The organism is Pseudoalteromonas sp. KJ63-1, from assembly GCF_055808145.1.
Genome location: NZ_CM147855.1, coordinates 854,611 through 869,356 on the forward strand (window position 1 = coordinate 854,611; position 14,746 = coordinate 869,356).

14 protein-coding genes and 1 riboswitch are annotated in these 14,746 nt (G+C 41.3%); of the genes, 13 read left to right on the plus strand and 1 reads right to left on the minus strand.

Annotated elements, in window-relative coordinates; all coding sequences use genetic code 11:
- Positions 1-35: 35 nt before the first annotated feature.
- A riboswitch (cyclic di-GMP riboswitch) is annotated at positions 36-118 on the plus strand.
- A gap of 97 nt (positions 119-215) precedes the next feature.
- From AC0L7Q_RS04010 to AC0L7Q_RS04060, 11 genes are all read left to right on the plus strand, one after another.
- Complete coding sequence (locus AC0L7Q_RS04010; RefSeq protein WP_138607588.1) at positions 216-1,088, plus strand: MotY family protein; 873 nt, start codon at positions 216-218, stop codon at positions 1,086-1,088.
- A 20-nt stretch (positions 1,089-1,108) separates the two neighbouring features.
- A complete protein-coding gene (locus AC0L7Q_RS04015) occupies positions 1,109-2,422 on the plus strand; it encodes a sigma 54-interacting transcriptional regulator (RefSeq protein ID WP_409424914.1) in 1,314 nt (437 codons plus the stop codon).
- Positions 2,423-2,439: 17 nt separating this feature from the next.
- Positions 2,440-2,763 (plus strand): flagellar hook-basal body complex protein FliE, encoded by a 324-nt coding sequence (gene fliE, locus AC0L7Q_RS04020; protein ID WP_010391195.1) that lies wholly within the window; start codon positions 2,440-2,442, stop codon positions 2,761-2,763.
- Between the two features lie 8 nt (positions 2,764-2,771).
- On the plus strand, positions 2,772-4,499 hold the full coding sequence (gene fliF / locus AC0L7Q_RS04025; RefSeq protein ID WP_409424915.1) for a flagellar basal-body MS-ring/collar protein FliF: 1,728 nt from the start codon (positions 2,772-2,774) through the stop codon (positions 4,497-4,499).
- Complete coding sequence (locus AC0L7Q_RS04030) at positions 4,480-5,499, plus strand: FliG C-terminal domain-containing protein (RefSeq protein ID WP_409424916.1); 1,020 nt, start codon at positions 4,480-4,482, stop codon at positions 5,497-5,499. Before fliF ends, AC0L7Q_RS04030 begins: the two co-directional genes overlap by 20 nt.
- Positions 5,500-5,501: 2 nt before the next feature.
- Positions 5,502-6,134, plus strand: coding sequence for a FliH/SctL family protein (locus AC0L7Q_RS04035; protein ID WP_409424917.1), 633 nt, complete (start codon positions 5,502-5,504; stop codon positions 6,132-6,134).
- Positions 6,127-7,476 (plus strand): FliI/YscN family ATPase, encoded by a 1,350-nt coding sequence (locus AC0L7Q_RS04040; protein ID WP_409424918.1) that lies wholly within the window; start codon positions 6,127-6,129, stop codon positions 7,474-7,476. Before AC0L7Q_RS04035 ends, AC0L7Q_RS04040 begins: the two co-directional genes overlap by 8 nt.
- Positions 7,469-7,885 (plus strand): hypothetical protein, encoded by a 417-nt coding sequence (locus tag AC0L7Q_RS04045; RefSeq protein WP_409424919.1) that lies wholly within the window; start codon positions 7,469-7,471, stop codon positions 7,883-7,885. Before AC0L7Q_RS04040 ends, AC0L7Q_RS04045 begins: the two co-directional genes overlap by 8 nt.
- Positions 7,886-7,933: 48 nt before the next feature.
- Positions 7,934-10,360, plus strand: a complete 2,427-nt coding sequence (hrpB, locus tag AC0L7Q_RS04050) for an ATP-dependent helicase HrpB (RefSeq protein WP_413401425.1) — start codon at positions 7,934-7,936, stop codon at positions 10,358-10,360.
- A 219-nt stretch (positions 10,361-10,579) separates the two neighbouring features.
- Positions 10,580-11,131, plus strand: a complete 552-nt coding sequence (locus tag AC0L7Q_RS04055; protein WP_409424921.1) for a heme NO-binding domain-containing protein — start codon at positions 10,580-10,582, stop codon at positions 11,129-11,131.
- Positions 11,124-12,074: a sensor histidine kinase gene (locus AC0L7Q_RS04060; RefSeq protein ID WP_409424922.1), complete on the plus strand. Its 951-nt coding sequence runs from the start codon at positions 11,124-11,126 to the stop codon at positions 12,072-12,074. The genes AC0L7Q_RS04055 and AC0L7Q_RS04060 overlap by 8 nt, the downstream gene beginning before the upstream one ends.
- Before the next feature lie 76 nt (positions 12,075-12,150).
- Here the strand turns inward: AC0L7Q_RS04060 and AC0L7Q_RS04065 are convergent, their stop codons facing one another.
- Complete coding sequence (locus AC0L7Q_RS04065) at positions 12,151-12,372, minus strand: hypothetical protein (protein WP_008108632.1); 222 nt, start codon at positions 12,370-12,372, stop codon at positions 12,151-12,153.
- Between the two features lie 191 nt (positions 12,373-12,563).
- Between AC0L7Q_RS04065 and AC0L7Q_RS04070 the strand changes: the two genes are divergently transcribed.
- Entirely contained in the window at positions 12,564-13,277 is a 714-nt protein-coding gene (locus tag AC0L7Q_RS04070; RefSeq protein WP_409424924.1) for a DUF1499 domain-containing protein, read from the plus strand.
- Positions 13,278-13,394: 117 nt separating this feature from the next.
- A complete protein-coding gene (locus tag AC0L7Q_RS04075) occupies positions 13,395-14,441 on the plus strand; it encodes an NAD(P)-dependent alcohol dehydrogenase (protein WP_413401426.1) in 1,047 nt (348 codons plus the stop codon).
- Positions 14,442-14,746: the final 305 nt, after the last annotated feature.

A 14,746-nucleotide genomic window follows, 5' to 3' on the forward strand; every position in this document is an offset into this window, starting at 1 on the left:
ACTAGTTTTTATATTGGTTTAAAATAATGCATAAGTAAATTAAACGGCAAACTATGCGAAAGCATAGGACGCAAAGCTCCCAGTCTAAGGCAATCGCTACGATCGTGGGGTTACATTAACTTAGTGATATTCATTAATACTGTGTTTGTATTTGTTGTATTTCGCTATTGATTTAAAAAACTTAATTGTTCTATTTAACTTTATACGGAATATACATGAATAGATTAACTCAGCTTATTAAATTTGCATTGCCCTGTGCTGTGTTTATGTTGCCGCAGGGGCACGCATCAGAGCAAAATCTGGTTCAAAGCTACGAAAACTCCACCTGGTCAGTCAGTAGCAACCCGTTTGCTTGCTCTCTCAAGCAGCGCTTTGATAATTATGCGCTACTTGAAGTGAAATCAGTACCAGCACAACAGCAACAACTTGTATTTACTTGGCTTTTACAAGATAAACCGATAAAAAGTTTGCATGTTCTTTCCCGTAAAGCCGATTGGCAGCCAGCAAATACAGTTCTCACGCCATTAAACTTTATGTCTAAAGATATTAAAGACAATGAAATACAATTTTCTGCAGATATGACCCCATTACTTCGCGTCATTAAGCAGGGCGGTTGGTTAGACAGCATTATAAACTTTGGTGATGAACAACTTCGCCTTACCTTTACTAATACCCATAGCGATAAAATAGTTGCAGATTATCAGCAGTGTTTAGCTAGTTTATCTCCGCTTTCTTGGGAGCAAGCACGCGACCATCAATTACAGTTTGCTAGTGGGCAGCGCACAGTAACAACGGCTAAAGATCTCAAATTTTTAAAAGATTTAGTGCGTTACATTTCTTTAGATAGTCGCGTAAGTAAAGTGCTGGTTGATGGCCACACGGATAATACGGGCTCGCCGCTATCAAATCGACTGCTTTCAAAAGAAAGAGCAGATGACGTTGCTGCCAGACTCATTGAATTTGGTTTACCCAAAGACATGTTAGAAGTAAGAGCGCATGGTCAACGTTATCCAATTATAAAAAATTCAGAGCAGGGCGCATCGTCTAATCGCCGTGTTTTAGTTCGTCTTTTCCGACACTCAAGTTAATTGCACCGCAAAGGAATAATATGAGTCAAAGATACCTTTTATGGATCAGTGAACAACAGCCAACGTCTGAAATTCAGCAGGTTGTATTTGCCGAAAACTTTAAGTTTCTGCATACAAACTCCATCAGCGATGCGGTGAGCCACTGCCTTATCAGTAAGCCAGAGCTTGTGTTTGTTGATGCAGATACTCAACAGCTCGAACTGGTTGAATTAGTAAAATTACTGCGTAAGACATGCCCCACTTCGCAAATTGTAACGTTAGTCGATTCTTCACAAAGTGAAATTGCATCAAAAACAATTAATGCCGGTGGCGCAGTTGATTACTTATTAAAACCTTTCTTTGCAGAACAGCTTAAAAAAACAATCAGAAACACTGATTCAATGAAGCATGGGTTTGAAGATTTAATCGCTGTTTCAACTAAGTCACAGCAAATACTTCGTTTGGCTCATCGCGCAGCTCAAACCGCCGCAGGGGTGTTGATCACTGGCGAATCGGGAACAGGTAAAGAGAAGTTAGCGCACTTTATTCATAAAGCTTCAGAGCGTAGAGATAAGCCATTTATTGCGGTTAACTGTGCCGCTATTCCTGAGAATATGCTTGAAGCCATGTTATTTGGTTTTAATAAAGGCGCGTTCACCGGCGCGGTGAATGCTCAGCCAGGTAAATTTGAGCTGGCCAATGGCGGCACTATTTTACTGGATGAAATTACTGAGCTGCCATTGGATTTACAAGCTAAATTACTGCGCGTATTACAAGAGCGAGAAGTTGAAAGACTCGGCAGTCATCAAAAAATAAATTTAGACATACGCATTATTGCCGCCTCTAACCGCGTATTGCGTGAACAAGTTGAGCAAGGCACATTTCGTGAAGATTTATTTTATCGACTAGATGTATTACCGCTTAGCTGGCCAGCACTTCGGGATCGTGTTGATGACATCATCCCATTGGCTCATCATTTTATAAAAAAATACGGCAACTCTGAATTTCATATTAGCAAGCAAGCCGAAGATGTGATGCTTTGTTACAACTGGCCGGGCAATGTACGAGAAATTGAAAACGTAATCCAACGAGCTTTAGTGATGGCCAGAGGCGTTGAAATTCAGGTTGAAGATTTAAATTTACCTGATTGCTCACCAACAGCGGCGGCTTTTTGTGCCACCCAGTTAAAAGAGAATAAAAAGCAGGCGGAGTTTGATTATATATACAGTTTATTGAGTCGATTTAAAGGGCATCGCACCCAAACTGCACAGGCGCTTGGCGTAACTACCCGAGCATTAAGATATAAAATTGCCGCTATGCGTGAATGCGGTATTGATATTGATGCAATTGCATAATTTGAAGGAAAAAAAGAATGTCGCCAATTGAAAGTCAACAAATGATGCTGGGCAAAATGATGGACATGCAAAAAATTGCAGGTCCAGAGAGCATAGAGCCGGCTGCTATCAGTAATCAAAATGTAAATATTAGTGAAGATTTTAAGCATGTTATTCGCTCTATCAACGCCCAACAAAATATCGCCGGTGAGATGGTTAAAGCCGTTGATACTGGTGAAAGTGAAGATGTGGTAGGCGCAATGATCGCTAGTCAAAAAGCGGGGCTTAGTTTTTCTATGCTGATGGAAATGCGCAATAAAGTGCTCAATGGCATTGATGATGTCATGCGCATGTCACTGTAGAGGCTGATATGAAAGGAGAATTAGCAAAAGTACCTGAGCAAAATGAGAGTAACCTAAAAGAAAGAGTGGTTAATCTCTCAAACAAATTAAACTTTGGCAACTCAGGTGACAGAAGTGTTGCAACCATTGCATTGTTAGCCACCTTAGTGGCGGCGACCATAGTCCTTATTTTATGGACCTCGGCTAAAAACTACGTACCGCTTTACGGTAATCAAGAAAGCTATGATAAAGCCAATATTTTAGAAATTTTAGATAAAGAACAAATTACCTTCCGCATTGATACCGACAGCGGTAATATTTTAGTGCCACAAGAAAAACTGGCTGATGCGCGAATTACACTTGCTGCTAGAGGCATTAAAGCCTCTATGCCTGAGGGAATTGAGAATATTAGCGACAAAGTGTCTATGGGCACCAGTCAATTTATCGAATCTATGCAATACCAGCATGCCTTAGAAGGTGAGCTGGCACGCACCATTATTAATATGCAAGGTATTCGCAATGCGCGCGTGCATCTAGCAGTTCCCAAGCGCAGCTTATTTGTAGGGCGTACTGAACAAAAAACTGCGGCTTCGGTAATGGTGGATTTAGCCCCAGGGCATGAGCTAAAACCAGAGCAAGTGGAAGCTATTATTGCACTGATTATTGGCAGTGTACCAGGGCTTGATTCTCGTTCTGTGTCGGTGGTGGATCAGCGCGGTAAATTACTCAGTGGCGATTTATTCGATACTACGCCAGTGGGTAAAGAAACCGATAAAAAACTCGCCTTTATTGAAAAAGTTGAACGCAATATAGAGCAACGCGCCTCTATAATGTTGTTGCCAATTTTGGGTGAAGGTAATTTTAGAATTCAGGTTTCTAGTGATGTTGATTTTAGCGTGGTAGAAGAAACCCGTGAAATGGTTGACCCACAAAATGTATTAACACAAGAGTTTATTAAATCTGATAGCACCCTAGATCAGCTGGCGGCTGGTATTCCGGGCTCTTTAGCTAACGAGCCTCCTGTGCCTAATGAACAAGCTGAAGATGAAAACAACGAGCGTACTTCACAACGAAGTGAGAGTAAGCGACAGTTTGAAAATGGTCGCTCAGTGACTCACACCCAATTTGAAGTAGGCCGTATTAAAAACATGAGCTTATCAGTACTTATTAATGAGCAAGTAGCTGGAACAGCTGATGGCTGGAGCGAAGCAAAGCTCGCTTCATTAGGTGAAATGGTAAAAAAAGCCACGGGGTTTAACGACGCACGCGGCGATCAATTTAACATCACTAGCTTTGCCTTTGTAGAGCAAAAGATTTTAGCACCGGGTGAAGGCCTTGAGTGGTGGCAAATGCCCGAACTTAAAGAGTATGCCCGTTATATTGTTGGTACTTTAATTAGTTTATTACTGATTTTATTTGGTGTGCGTCCTTTAGTTAATCACTTGATAAAAGGTAAAAGTAACGAAGCAAACAACGCCATGGCAACCGCTGATAATGAAGTTAAATCAGCCTCTGCAACAGAAAGACAAAGCAGTCCGCTTGATGACGCCATTAATGCTAAATCGCAAATAGAAAACTTAACCGCCAAAGAAGGCGCAGGCGAACATCAAAATATGTCGTTACCGCAAATAGGCAATGACTTTGAAGAACAAATAGCGCACATGCAGTTACTTGCTAATAAAGAAACCGAGCGTGTCACGTCGGTAATAAAATATTGGGTAGAACAAGGAGTTGAAATTGAATCAAGAAAAGCTTGATAAAGGCTCACAATTACCGGCGTTAGATCGCGCCGCTATTTTATTGCTAAGTATGGGCGAGGAAAATGCCGCCAGTGTTATTCGTAAATTAGGTCGCCGTGAAGTACAGGCTATTTCTGAGCGCATGGCTAAAATTTCAAACGTTACTCAACAGGATGTTGCAGGCACCTTGAGTGAATTTTTTGATTGCTACCGCAATGAAAGTGGTGTCAATGGCGCGTCGCGTGTGTATTTAGAGCGAGCACTTGATAAAGCCGTCGGCCGTAAGCTTGCCAAAACTATGCTTGATGATATTTATGGTGGTGCAATGAATGACGATTTACGTCGTTTAGAGTGGATCCCGCCAGAGCTTATAGTACGTTTTTTAGATCAGGAACATGTGCAAATGCAGGCGCTGTTTTTGGCCTTTTTACCCCCAGAGCAAGCCTCAGCCATTATTGTACTGTTTCCAGAATCGAAGCATGATGATTTACTGTATCGTATTGCCAGCCTTCGTGAAGTGAGCGAACACGTTATTGATGATGTGCGTTTAACGCTTGAATCGTGTATTGAATTTGTTGGCCGCCAAGTAGGTGCACAAGTAAATGGTGTCGATAAAGCGGTAGAAATTATGAATCGTTACAACGGTAATAAGAGCCAAATTATCGAACTAATGAAAAAACAGAACACTAACGTAGCTGATGAAATACAAGAGAAAATGTACGACTTTGATGGCTTAATTAAGCAAACAGACGAGACACTAACCTTGTTGCTTAATGACATTCCAGATGAGTTATGGACGATGTCGTTAAAGGGTGTAAACAGTGAGTTTTTAGCGCGTGTTTTAGGTGCATTACCTAAACGTTTAGCGCAGGTGTACCAACAACAAATTGATGGTTTAAGCGCGCAACCACTGAGCAAAGTGATTGCCGCCAGAAAAGAAATTATGTCGATAGTAAGAGACATGAGCAAACAAGGTGATATTGAATATCGCTTATTTGAAGAAGAGACCGCAGGCTAACTATGAGTCAAGCATTTAGGTTTCCCACTTTAAATAAAAATGAGCAACATCAAACGCTGCAAGAGCGTTTAGATGCTGCTCAGCGTGTTGGTTTACAGCAGGGCTTTGAAAAAGGTCTTGTGCAGGGGGCAGCCGATAAGCAAAGTGAGTTAGAGCAGCAAATGGAGCAACAAATAGAGCTACGGGTTGCTGAACGTCTTGAAGCGCAAAAAACACAGCTTATTGAACGTTTTAACACTTTATTTGATAAAGCTAATAATGAGCTACTTAACTTTAATGATGAGTTTAAACAAGACCTTGCCTTAATGATAAGTACCTTGGCTGAGCACGTTATTGACTGCGAGCTAAAAGTACGCCCCGAAATACGCGCGCAGCTTATTGAAAAAGCCATTAACTTGCTTAGCAATCGCGATGTAGTAACAAAAATTATGTTCTCAGGGGCTGATCGCCACTGCTTTGATGATGCACGTTTAGCTGAGTTTTCAGTGCCGGTTTATTTTGACGAAGCTCTAAGTAGTGGCGATGTTGAATTGGTGGCAGAGCAACAAACACATCGATTTTCTTTTTCAGAGCGATTACAAAGCTTACTTGATGAAGTAATACCTGAAATTTTAAAAGCGCAGCCGCATGACTAACCCCCTACATACCAGCTTAAAGTCTTCGCTGAAAGCGCTAACCCCGCCTGAATTAGTTAAAAGTTATGGCCGCTTAACGCGAGTAAATGGTTTAACGCTTACCGCTACCGGTGGGCAATTTGCTATGGGTGAAAAATACCAGGTAGAAAGTGTTGATGGTCACTGGTATGACGCTGAAGTAGTGGGCTTTAATCAAGATGAAGCCTATTTAATGCCCCTGAAAAAAATACAAAATTTATATTCAGGTGGACGCGTTAGGCCAGTTATAAAAAACAATCATGTAGCTATTTCAGAAAAGTTATTAGGGCGTGTGCTTGATGCGCAAATGCAGCCGATTGATAACTTAGGCCCACTTGAACAAGACAGCACAAAAAGCGCCAGTAAATTGGGTAACGATTATTCTTTAACGCCGCTGGAGCGCAAAGGCGTTATCGAGCCGTTAGATGTGGGTATTCGCGCCATTAATAGCTTATTTAGTGTGGGAAAAGGCCAGCGTTTAGGGCTATTTGCAGGTTCGGGAGTGGGTAAAAGTAAGTTGCTTGGCATGATGACCCGCTTTACCTCTGCCGATGTGGTTATCGTAAGCCTTGTCGGTGAGCGTGGTTGGGAGGTAAAAGATTTTATTGAGCAAAGCCTTGGTAAAGAAGGCTTAAAAAAAGCCATTGTAATAGCATCCCCAGCAGACGATTCTCCCTTATTGCGTATTAAAGCGGCCGAGCTTAGCCATAAATTGGCGGCCTATTTTAGAGATAAAAATTCAAATGTATTGCTGTTGATGGACTCATTAACCCGTTATGCGCAAGCACAGCGAGAAATTGGCTTATCGGTTGGTGAGCTGCCTGCATCCAAAGGATACCCGCCATCGGTATTTAGTAAATTAACCCAGCTGGTCGAGAGTTCGGGTAATAGTGAAAAAAGCAAAGGCAGTATGACTGCCATTTATACAGTATTAGCTGAGGGGGATGATCAGCAAGATCCAATAGCTGATAATGCCAGAGCAATCCTTGATGGTCATATCGTTTTAGATCGCACATTAGCCGAAAAGGGCCACTATCCGGCGATTAATATTGGTTCATCGATTAGTCGAGTAATGCCAAACATAGTAAGTGATGAGCAGCTAAGTTTTTGTTATAAATTGAAAAAGCTTTATAGCCGCTATATGCAAGTACATGAGCTTATACCTTTAGGGGCGTATCAGGCAGGTAAAGATCCGGAACTCGACAGTTCGGTAAATTTGTATCCACAAATCGAATCATTTCTATGCCAAGGGTTGAACGAACAAGTGGATTTTTCACAGTCAATAACTCAATTAAATGCAGTGATGGGTAAACTGAATGCTTAATAAATTTTTAGGATTACAACAACAAAAATTAGATAAAATGCTGGCCGAGCAAACTCAGTTACAACAAAGAAGTAACCTAGAGCAGCAACGCTTATCTCAGCTTCAGCAGCACATAAACAGTATGGATAAAAACCAGCAAATGAGCTCGGCGCTGAGCTTACAAAATTTGTCAGGGATGAAGCGTATTTTGTCTGGCTTATCGACGCAGCAACAAGCGCGTATTGATGATTCACAGCAAGATGAATTACGTCAGCAGCAAGCTTGTTTTAAGCAAATGAGCTTTACCAAAGGCATAGAAGGAATAGTGAGTAATAGGCATCGTGCTGATCAAAATAAAGCGCAGCAGCAAGAGGCTAAAACGTTAGATGAAATGATCAGTCAGGCACATAGCCGTGCCCTGCATAAATAACTGCTAATTTTTGCTACAATGGCGGCAAAGTAATTTAGGGTAAATAGCGTGCTGCCGGTTCAAGAAATATATACTTCACTCATTGATGCATTAAAAGCCAACCCAATCACCTTACTGCAAGCGCCGCCTGGTGCTGGTAAATCAACATGGTTGCCATTACAGCTTATGCGCGATGGGCATTATAAGCACATCGTCATGTTAGAGCCGCGGCGCTTGGCGGCGAGAAATATTGCCAATTATTTAGCGCACTGTCAAAACGAAATGCTGGGGCAAAGTGTCGGTTTACGGGTGCGAGGAGAAAGTAAAGTCAGCGCGCACACTCGCCTTGAAATAGTTACCGAAGGCATGCTTACGCGCATGTTACAAAACGATCCTGAGCTCAGTGATGTTGATTTACTTATTTTTGATGAGTTTCATGAGCGCTCAATCGCAGCAGATACCGCACTGGCTTTTGCTTTAGAATCGCAAGCGGCGCTGCGTGAAGATTTAACCATTATGCTGATGTCGGCTACCCTTGATAGCGAACGCTACACTGGGTTTTTTAATTGCCCAGTAATTCAATCAAACGGGCGAAGTTACCCCATTGACGAATTATATTGCCCAATAAAAGATGAAAGCCGCTGGCTTGACGCTATTCCATCAATAATAAAACAAGCACTCAATGAGCAAACAGGCAGTGCACTGGTATTTTTACCCGGCCAGCGTGAAATCCTGCAAGTGCAACAAGCGCTGAGCGACTTGCCTAGCAACTGCCTAGTTGCCACATTATTTGGCGAACAAGATAAAGCCAATCAACAAGCTGCAATTTCACCTGCGCCTCAAGGGATGAGAAAAGTAGTATTAACCACCAATGTTGCCGAAACCAGCTTAACCATTGAAGGTATTAGAATTGTTGTTGATAGCGGTAAGCGCCGTGCAGCCAGCTTTAATTTAAAAACCGGTGTAACTGAGCTTACCACGCAAAGTATATCGCGTTCATCGGCAGTACAGCGCGCAGGGCGTGCAGGACGAATAGAACCAGGGGTTGTGTATCGGTTAGGTTCAAAGCAAACTTTTGAGAGACGAAACAGCCACGATAACCCTGATATTCTTACCTCAGATATTAGCCAACTGATGCTTGAGGCGAAGCAATGGGGCGCAAGCATTAGTGAACTCACCTTACTTGACCCGCCGAGTGAGCAACAATGCAGCCAAGCTAGCAATTTATTATCTATGCTTGAAGCCATAGATAGTAACGGTAAGCTCACCACGCTGGGTAGTAAAATGTTGGGCTTTGGTGCCGATATTCGCTTAGCGCATATGTTATTAAAAGCGCAAATGTTAGAGGCACGGTTAAGTGGGATTTATCGCTTAGCTATTTATTTAGTGGCCTTACTAGAAAGCCGAGTTAACACTGCCAATGAGCTCAGCCTAGCACTGCATAGTCAACAACAACGACCACATCTGGTGTTTAAGCAACAATTAAATTATTGGTTAAAACGCTTAAAATTTACCGACAGCAAAACAGATTTAAACACTGAACATTTAAGCTTATTAGTATCGCTTGGCTATCCAGATCGGATTGCTAAAAAACGCGGCAATGGCTACTTATTAGCAAATGGCGCAGGGGCTGAGCTAAACCCTGACTACTGGCATAATGACGAATATATAGCTATTGCCAGTATGGGCGGACATAAAGGCGGGCGAGTCTTTGCAGCCACGGCGCTAAATCCATTAGCGCTTAAAGAGTATTTACCGCATTTATTCACTGAGTTGACTCGCTGCGAGTTTGATGAAAAAGCCGCTCGGTTTATTCATCAAGATGAAGTAAAACTTGGGGAAATTACCCTTAGTAGCCAACCAAGTAAACATAAGCTTGATAAAACAGAGCGGGCCAAGGCATGGCTTAGTTTGTTTGCCAAACAGGGCTTTTCACTGTTTAACGAGCAAAAAGAAAGTGAGCAACTACTTATTAGAATGTGCCTAGCCAGCAAATTGATGCCAGAACAGTTTCCTGTTATTAATCAGCAGCAGCTCATTGACACAGCAGGTGATTGGTTAGGGGTATACCTTGAAGATATTAAAACCCTTGAGCAACTTAAAAAGTTTAATTATTTTGAGGCACTACAAAACAGTTTTAATTGGCAACAGCAAAGCGAGCTAAAATCTTTACTCCCACTGCGACTAACAGTACCAAGTGGCTCTAACATAAAAATTGAATACCAACTTGATGGCCCCGCCAAGCTTAGTGTGCGCATGCAAGAAGTATATGGTTTAACCAGTACACCTATGTTAGCTAACGGTAAATTAGCATTGCTAATGGAGTTGTTATCTCCAGGCAAGCGTTCACTACAGTTAACCCAAGACTTAGCACATTTTTGGAATAGTAGTTACCGCGAGGTACAAAAAGAGATGAAAGGGCGCTACCCCAAACATTTTTGGCCAGACGACCCTGCCAATAGCGTTGCCACCAATAGAGTAAAAAGCCGAATGTGATCACGCTTTTTCAATTTAACTTAAGATTAATCTTAGAGCATGCAAATAACGAACATTTTTGGGCGTTTTACAAGCACTAAACTATTATTACTTTAATGCTGATATTTTACAGGGTAAGACTTATTACCCTAGTGTACATATAAGCAGTAAGGTAGCGAGCGTTTGTAACTAATTGAAGATGCAGCTAACAATCTAAAAGTGATAATAGAGGGCACATGCATGAAAGGCGTTATCTTTAGAGGACTTGAAGCTCTAGTTATTGAAAAATGTGGCATGGCTGCATGGGACGACTTACTTGAAAAAAATGCACCGGAGGGTCGTGTTTATATTTCGGCAGAAAGTTATCCAGATGAAGAAATAGTTTGTTTAGCACAAGATGTAGCAACTGCACTTTCTATGTCTATGCCTGAGGTATTAAAGGCCTTTGGAGAGTATTTATTTTCTCACTTAAAGGCACGTCATCCAAGCATTGTTGCTAACTTTAATTGCTTTGCTGATCTCATTATTGGTATTGATAAAGTAATTCATGTTGAAGTAGCTAAGCTTTATCATGAGCCTAATTTACCTGAAATTGACGCCCAAATTATTGAAGACGGGCTTATTTTAATGCGTTACAACTCTAAGCGGCAGCTTTGTATGTGCGCCGAAGGGCTTATTTTTGGTGCTGCGTCTCATTATGGAGTTGATGTTAAACTTAACCATGCTCAGTGTATGCATGATGGGTTTGATTCGTGTTTAATTGAAATAAAATATGAGACTCCCCATGGCTGAAGACGACTACAATTATAAAAAAGCGTATTTGCGCGAAAAATCAGCTAGAGACCAATTAGAAACCCTACTAGAAGACAAAACACGGGCATTGTTTATTGTTAATCAAGAGCTGGAAGAAAAGCTCGAAACGGTCAAAAACCAACAAATAACCTTAATGCAAAGTGAAAAAATGGCTACGCTAGGGACACTCTCTGCTGGCATGGCCCACGAAATAAATAACCCGCTGGCTTACATAACCAGTAATGTAGAAAGTATAAAATTTATAAAGCCCGTGTTGGTTTCGTTAATGACGGCGGCTCAACAATTTGTAGATAAATCGATTTCAGTATCGCAGTTAGAGTCTATTTTAGTTCAGCTCAATCAAGAGAACGATTTAAGCTTTATTGTGGACGATATTGATGACTTAGTTGATGATACCCAAGAGGGGTTAGAGCGCATAGCTCATATTGTTAGTAACCTTGTCGACTTTGCAAGCCTAAAAGACAACGTAACTGCAATGGCAGATATTACAGAATCATTAAATGGCACGCTAAAACTACTCGACAACCAGTTGGGAACATGTGCTATAGAGTTACACATTGAAAAGTTACCTCTAACACAGTGTAATATATCATCTATGAAACAAGTTTTTGTAAACTTATTAATTAATGCCAAACACGCCTGCGACGATTTGCGCGATCAGCAAGGAAAAATAATAGTTAAGCTGTTTGCCGATAAAAACAATATTTACATAGAGGTGGCAGATAACGGCTGTGGGATGGACGCTGATACACTTAAACAAATGTTCGATCCTTTCTTTACCACTAAACCCGTAGGCCAAGGTACTGGTATGGGAATGGCTATAGTTTACAATGTGCTTAAAGAGCACAATGGCACTATAGAGGTCGAAAGTGAAGTGGGTATGGGGTCTTTAATACGTTGTGTAATACCTATTGCTTCATAACCTTGTAAGCTTAAAGTTTACCATGTAGGCATGGCTACAAAGTGTGTTGTGGCTATTGAGCGTAGGTATAAGTATCTTAACTCGATACTTCTTGTCCGCCGTGTTGCTCGGCTAAATCATCAAGTTCTGCAACGGTATAATCAAATCCGCTTTCATCATATTCGTAACTTACTTTAACGCTGTCGCCGCCATTAAAAAGACGTGTTTTTACATCATTGACTGGCCAATCTTTTAATTCGTGTAAAAAGCGGTTAGCCACTTGTGATGACTCAAATCGGTAACTAATCTCTGTTTTCATAAATAATAATACCCTGATAATTTTACCCCCGTAGTTTGTTGATTTTTACCAAGGAGTCAAGTTATCTACTTTAAAAGGGTAATAAATTATCACTTTATAGATACTTATCGGTCATAGTAATCTAAATTGGAATGTTAACAGTATAAAGCTGTTTAAAAAACAATAACCATATAACAATAACGGAGTAGGCAATGAAACATTTAGTGACCTTAGTTGGGCTTATCGCTTTTTTAATGGTGGTGCTATCAGGACCCCTTTATAAATTTAATATTGTTGAACTGGGCACTGCTTTTGCCGGTTTTAGATTAGGTGTTTATGTTGGTGGGGCAGCATTAGCCTTATTATTAGTTCAAGTGCTATTCATGCGTAAAACAGTAAGCCTTGCCAGTGCAGTGATCACGGTTATTTTTGCAGCTGTTGCTATTGCAATGCCGCTTAACATGATGAATACAGCAAAAAGTGTTCCGCCAATTCATGATATTTCTACCGATTTAATTAACCCACCTGAGTTTGTTGCGGTTGTGCCTTTGCGTGCTGATGCACCCAACCCTGTTGCTTACGCGGGTGAAGAAACTGCAGCGCAACAACGAAAAGCATACCCAGAGCTAAAACCGCTCGAGTACAACCAAACGCAACTAGAGTTAGTGGCAGCCACAACAAAAGCCATGGAAAACCTTGGTTGGGAACTGGTTAATAGTGATGTTAATAATGGCATTGTTGAAGCCACAGACACCACAACCTGGTTTGGTTTTAAAGATGATGTTGTCGTGCGTATTAACGACAAAGGCAGTAAGCGTGTGGTAGACATACGCAGTAAATCTCGCATAGGTAAAAGTGATTTAGGCAAAAATGCCCAGCGTATTAAAGCTCTGATTGACGAGTTAAACGCCGTTGTGGTGCAGTAATTGATAAAAATAGCCCAGCATTATGCTGGGTTTTTTGCAGTTGCTACGTCAGTTCATGTTCAGAGCTGATAATGCATACTGTGTGAGTTATAAATTTTAATAAACTATGGAGTTATTATGAAAACAGTCGGATATGCAGCAAAAAGCCAAGGTTCTGAACTTACAGAGTTTTCTTTTGAGCGCCGCGATTTACGAAATAACGATGTAGCAATAGAGATTTTATATTGTGGTGTCTGTCATTCAGACTTACACGCAGTGCGAAACGATTGGGGTGGCAGTAAATACCCATTAGTACCAGGGCACGAAATTGTTGGTAAAGTAATTTCGGTTGGTAGCAATGTTACTAAATATCAGCAAGGCGATACCGTTGCTGTAGGCTGTATGGTTGACTCATGTCAAAGCTGCGACCAATGTCATAATCACGAAGAGCAATTTTGTCGTGAAGGCATGGTTGGTACTTACAGTGGCAAAGACAGAATAAACGGTGAAATGACTCAAGGTGGCTACTCTAAGCATGTTGTAGTTCGCGAAGAGTTTGTGCTTTCAGTGCCTAAAAATTTAGAGCTCTCGCGAGTGGCGCCTTTATTGTGCGCTGGCATTACTACTTACTCTCCGCTGCACAAATGGGGTGTTAAAAAAGGCAGCCGTGTTGCAGTTGTCGGCCTTGGTGGGCTTGGCCATATGGCGGTTAAAAATGCCGTGGCAATGGGTGCAACGGTTACTGTTCTTGGCCGTACTGAATCTAAAAAAGAGGATGCTATTGAGCTAGGTGCACAGCACTATTTAGTGTCGAACAACGATGATGAAATGAAAAATGCACAATCAGCGTTTGATGTGATCATTGATACTATACCAGTAAAGCATGACCTATCACTGTATACACCGCTACTTGATATTGATGGCACGTTAGTGATTGTTGGCCAAGTAGGCCCTGTAGATGAGCTAAACACAGTGCCATTGTTAATGGGTCGTCGTCGTGTGGCAGGATCCTTAATTGGTGGCATTGCAGAAACACAGCAAATGCTCGATTTTTGCGGTGAACACAATGTATTACCTGAGTGTGAAATGATCAATATAGATGAAATTAACACCGCCTATGAGCGCATGGAGCGCTCAGATGTGCGTTACCGTTTTGTTATTGATATGGCGTCGATTGACGTGTAACTAATTAAAATAATTGAGTATAACAAGAGCCGCGATACGCGGCTCTTTTTTTATACTTAATACGCTGCAGCCGTTTGTTTCGCGTTATTATTGTTTATTTGTATAAAGCTAAGCCACCACATAAATAACCCAGCTAAAAATAATGCTCCTGCAACATAGCCGGTCTGATTCGGTTGTGCACCTTGCGTAAACAAAAGGCTGCTTTATATAGCTTTGTAAGCCACTCGCTCATTAAAAAACAAGGAATATTAGGTTTAAATGTAATGTTAACTTGACTTTTTGTGTGGTCTGAATGATATTTGTAA

What these genes read in the sequence shown, in the direction of transcription:
- AC0L7Q_RS04045 (WP_409424919.1), top strand. Translation starts at nt 7,469, where the DNA reads ATGCTTAATAAATTTTTAGGATTACAACAACAAAAATTAGATAAAATG.
- AC0L7Q_RS04035 (WP_409424917.1), top strand. Translation starts at nt 5,502, where the DNA reads ATGAGTCAAGCATTTAGGTTTCCCACTTTAAATAAAAATGAGCAACAT.
- fliF (WP_409424915.1), top strand. Translation starts at nt 2,772, where the DNA reads ATGAAAGGAGAATTAGCAAAAGTACCTGAGCAAAATGAGAGTAACCTA.
- fliE (WP_010391195.1), top strand. Translation starts at nt 2,440, where the DNA reads ATGTCGCCAATTGAAAGTCAACAAATGATGCTGGGCAAAATGATGGAC.
- AC0L7Q_RS04010 (WP_138607588.1), top strand. Translation starts at nt 216, where the DNA reads ATGAATAGATTAACTCAGCTTATTAAATTTGCATTGCCCTGTGCTGTG.
- AC0L7Q_RS04070 (WP_409424924.1), top strand. Translation starts at nt 12,564, where the DNA reads ATGAAACATTTAGTGACCTTAGTTGGGCTTATCGCTTTTTTAATGGTG.
- AC0L7Q_RS04075 (WP_413401426.1), top strand. Translation starts at nt 13,395, where the DNA reads ATGAAAACAGTCGGATATGCAGCAAAAAGCCAAGGTTCTGAACTTACA.
- AC0L7Q_RS04040 (WP_409424918.1), top strand. Translation starts at nt 6,127, where the DNA reads ATGACTAACCCCCTACATACCAGCTTAAAGTCTTCGCTGAAAGCGCTA.
- AC0L7Q_RS04015 (WP_409424914.1), top strand. Translation starts at nt 1,109, where the DNA reads ATGAGTCAAAGATACCTTTTATGGATCAGTGAACAACAGCCAACGTCT.
- AC0L7Q_RS04060 (WP_409424922.1), top strand. Translation starts at nt 11,124, where the DNA reads ATGGCTGAAGACGACTACAATTATAAAAAAGCGTATTTGCGCGAAAAA.
- AC0L7Q_RS04065 (WP_008108632.1), bottom strand. Translation starts at nt 12,372, where the DNA reads ATGAAAACAGAGATTAGTTACCGATTTGAGTCATCACAAGTGGCTAAC.
- AC0L7Q_RS04055 (WP_409424921.1), top strand. Translation starts at nt 10,580, where the DNA reads ATGAAAGGCGTTATCTTTAGAGGACTTGAAGCTCTAGTTATTGAAAAA.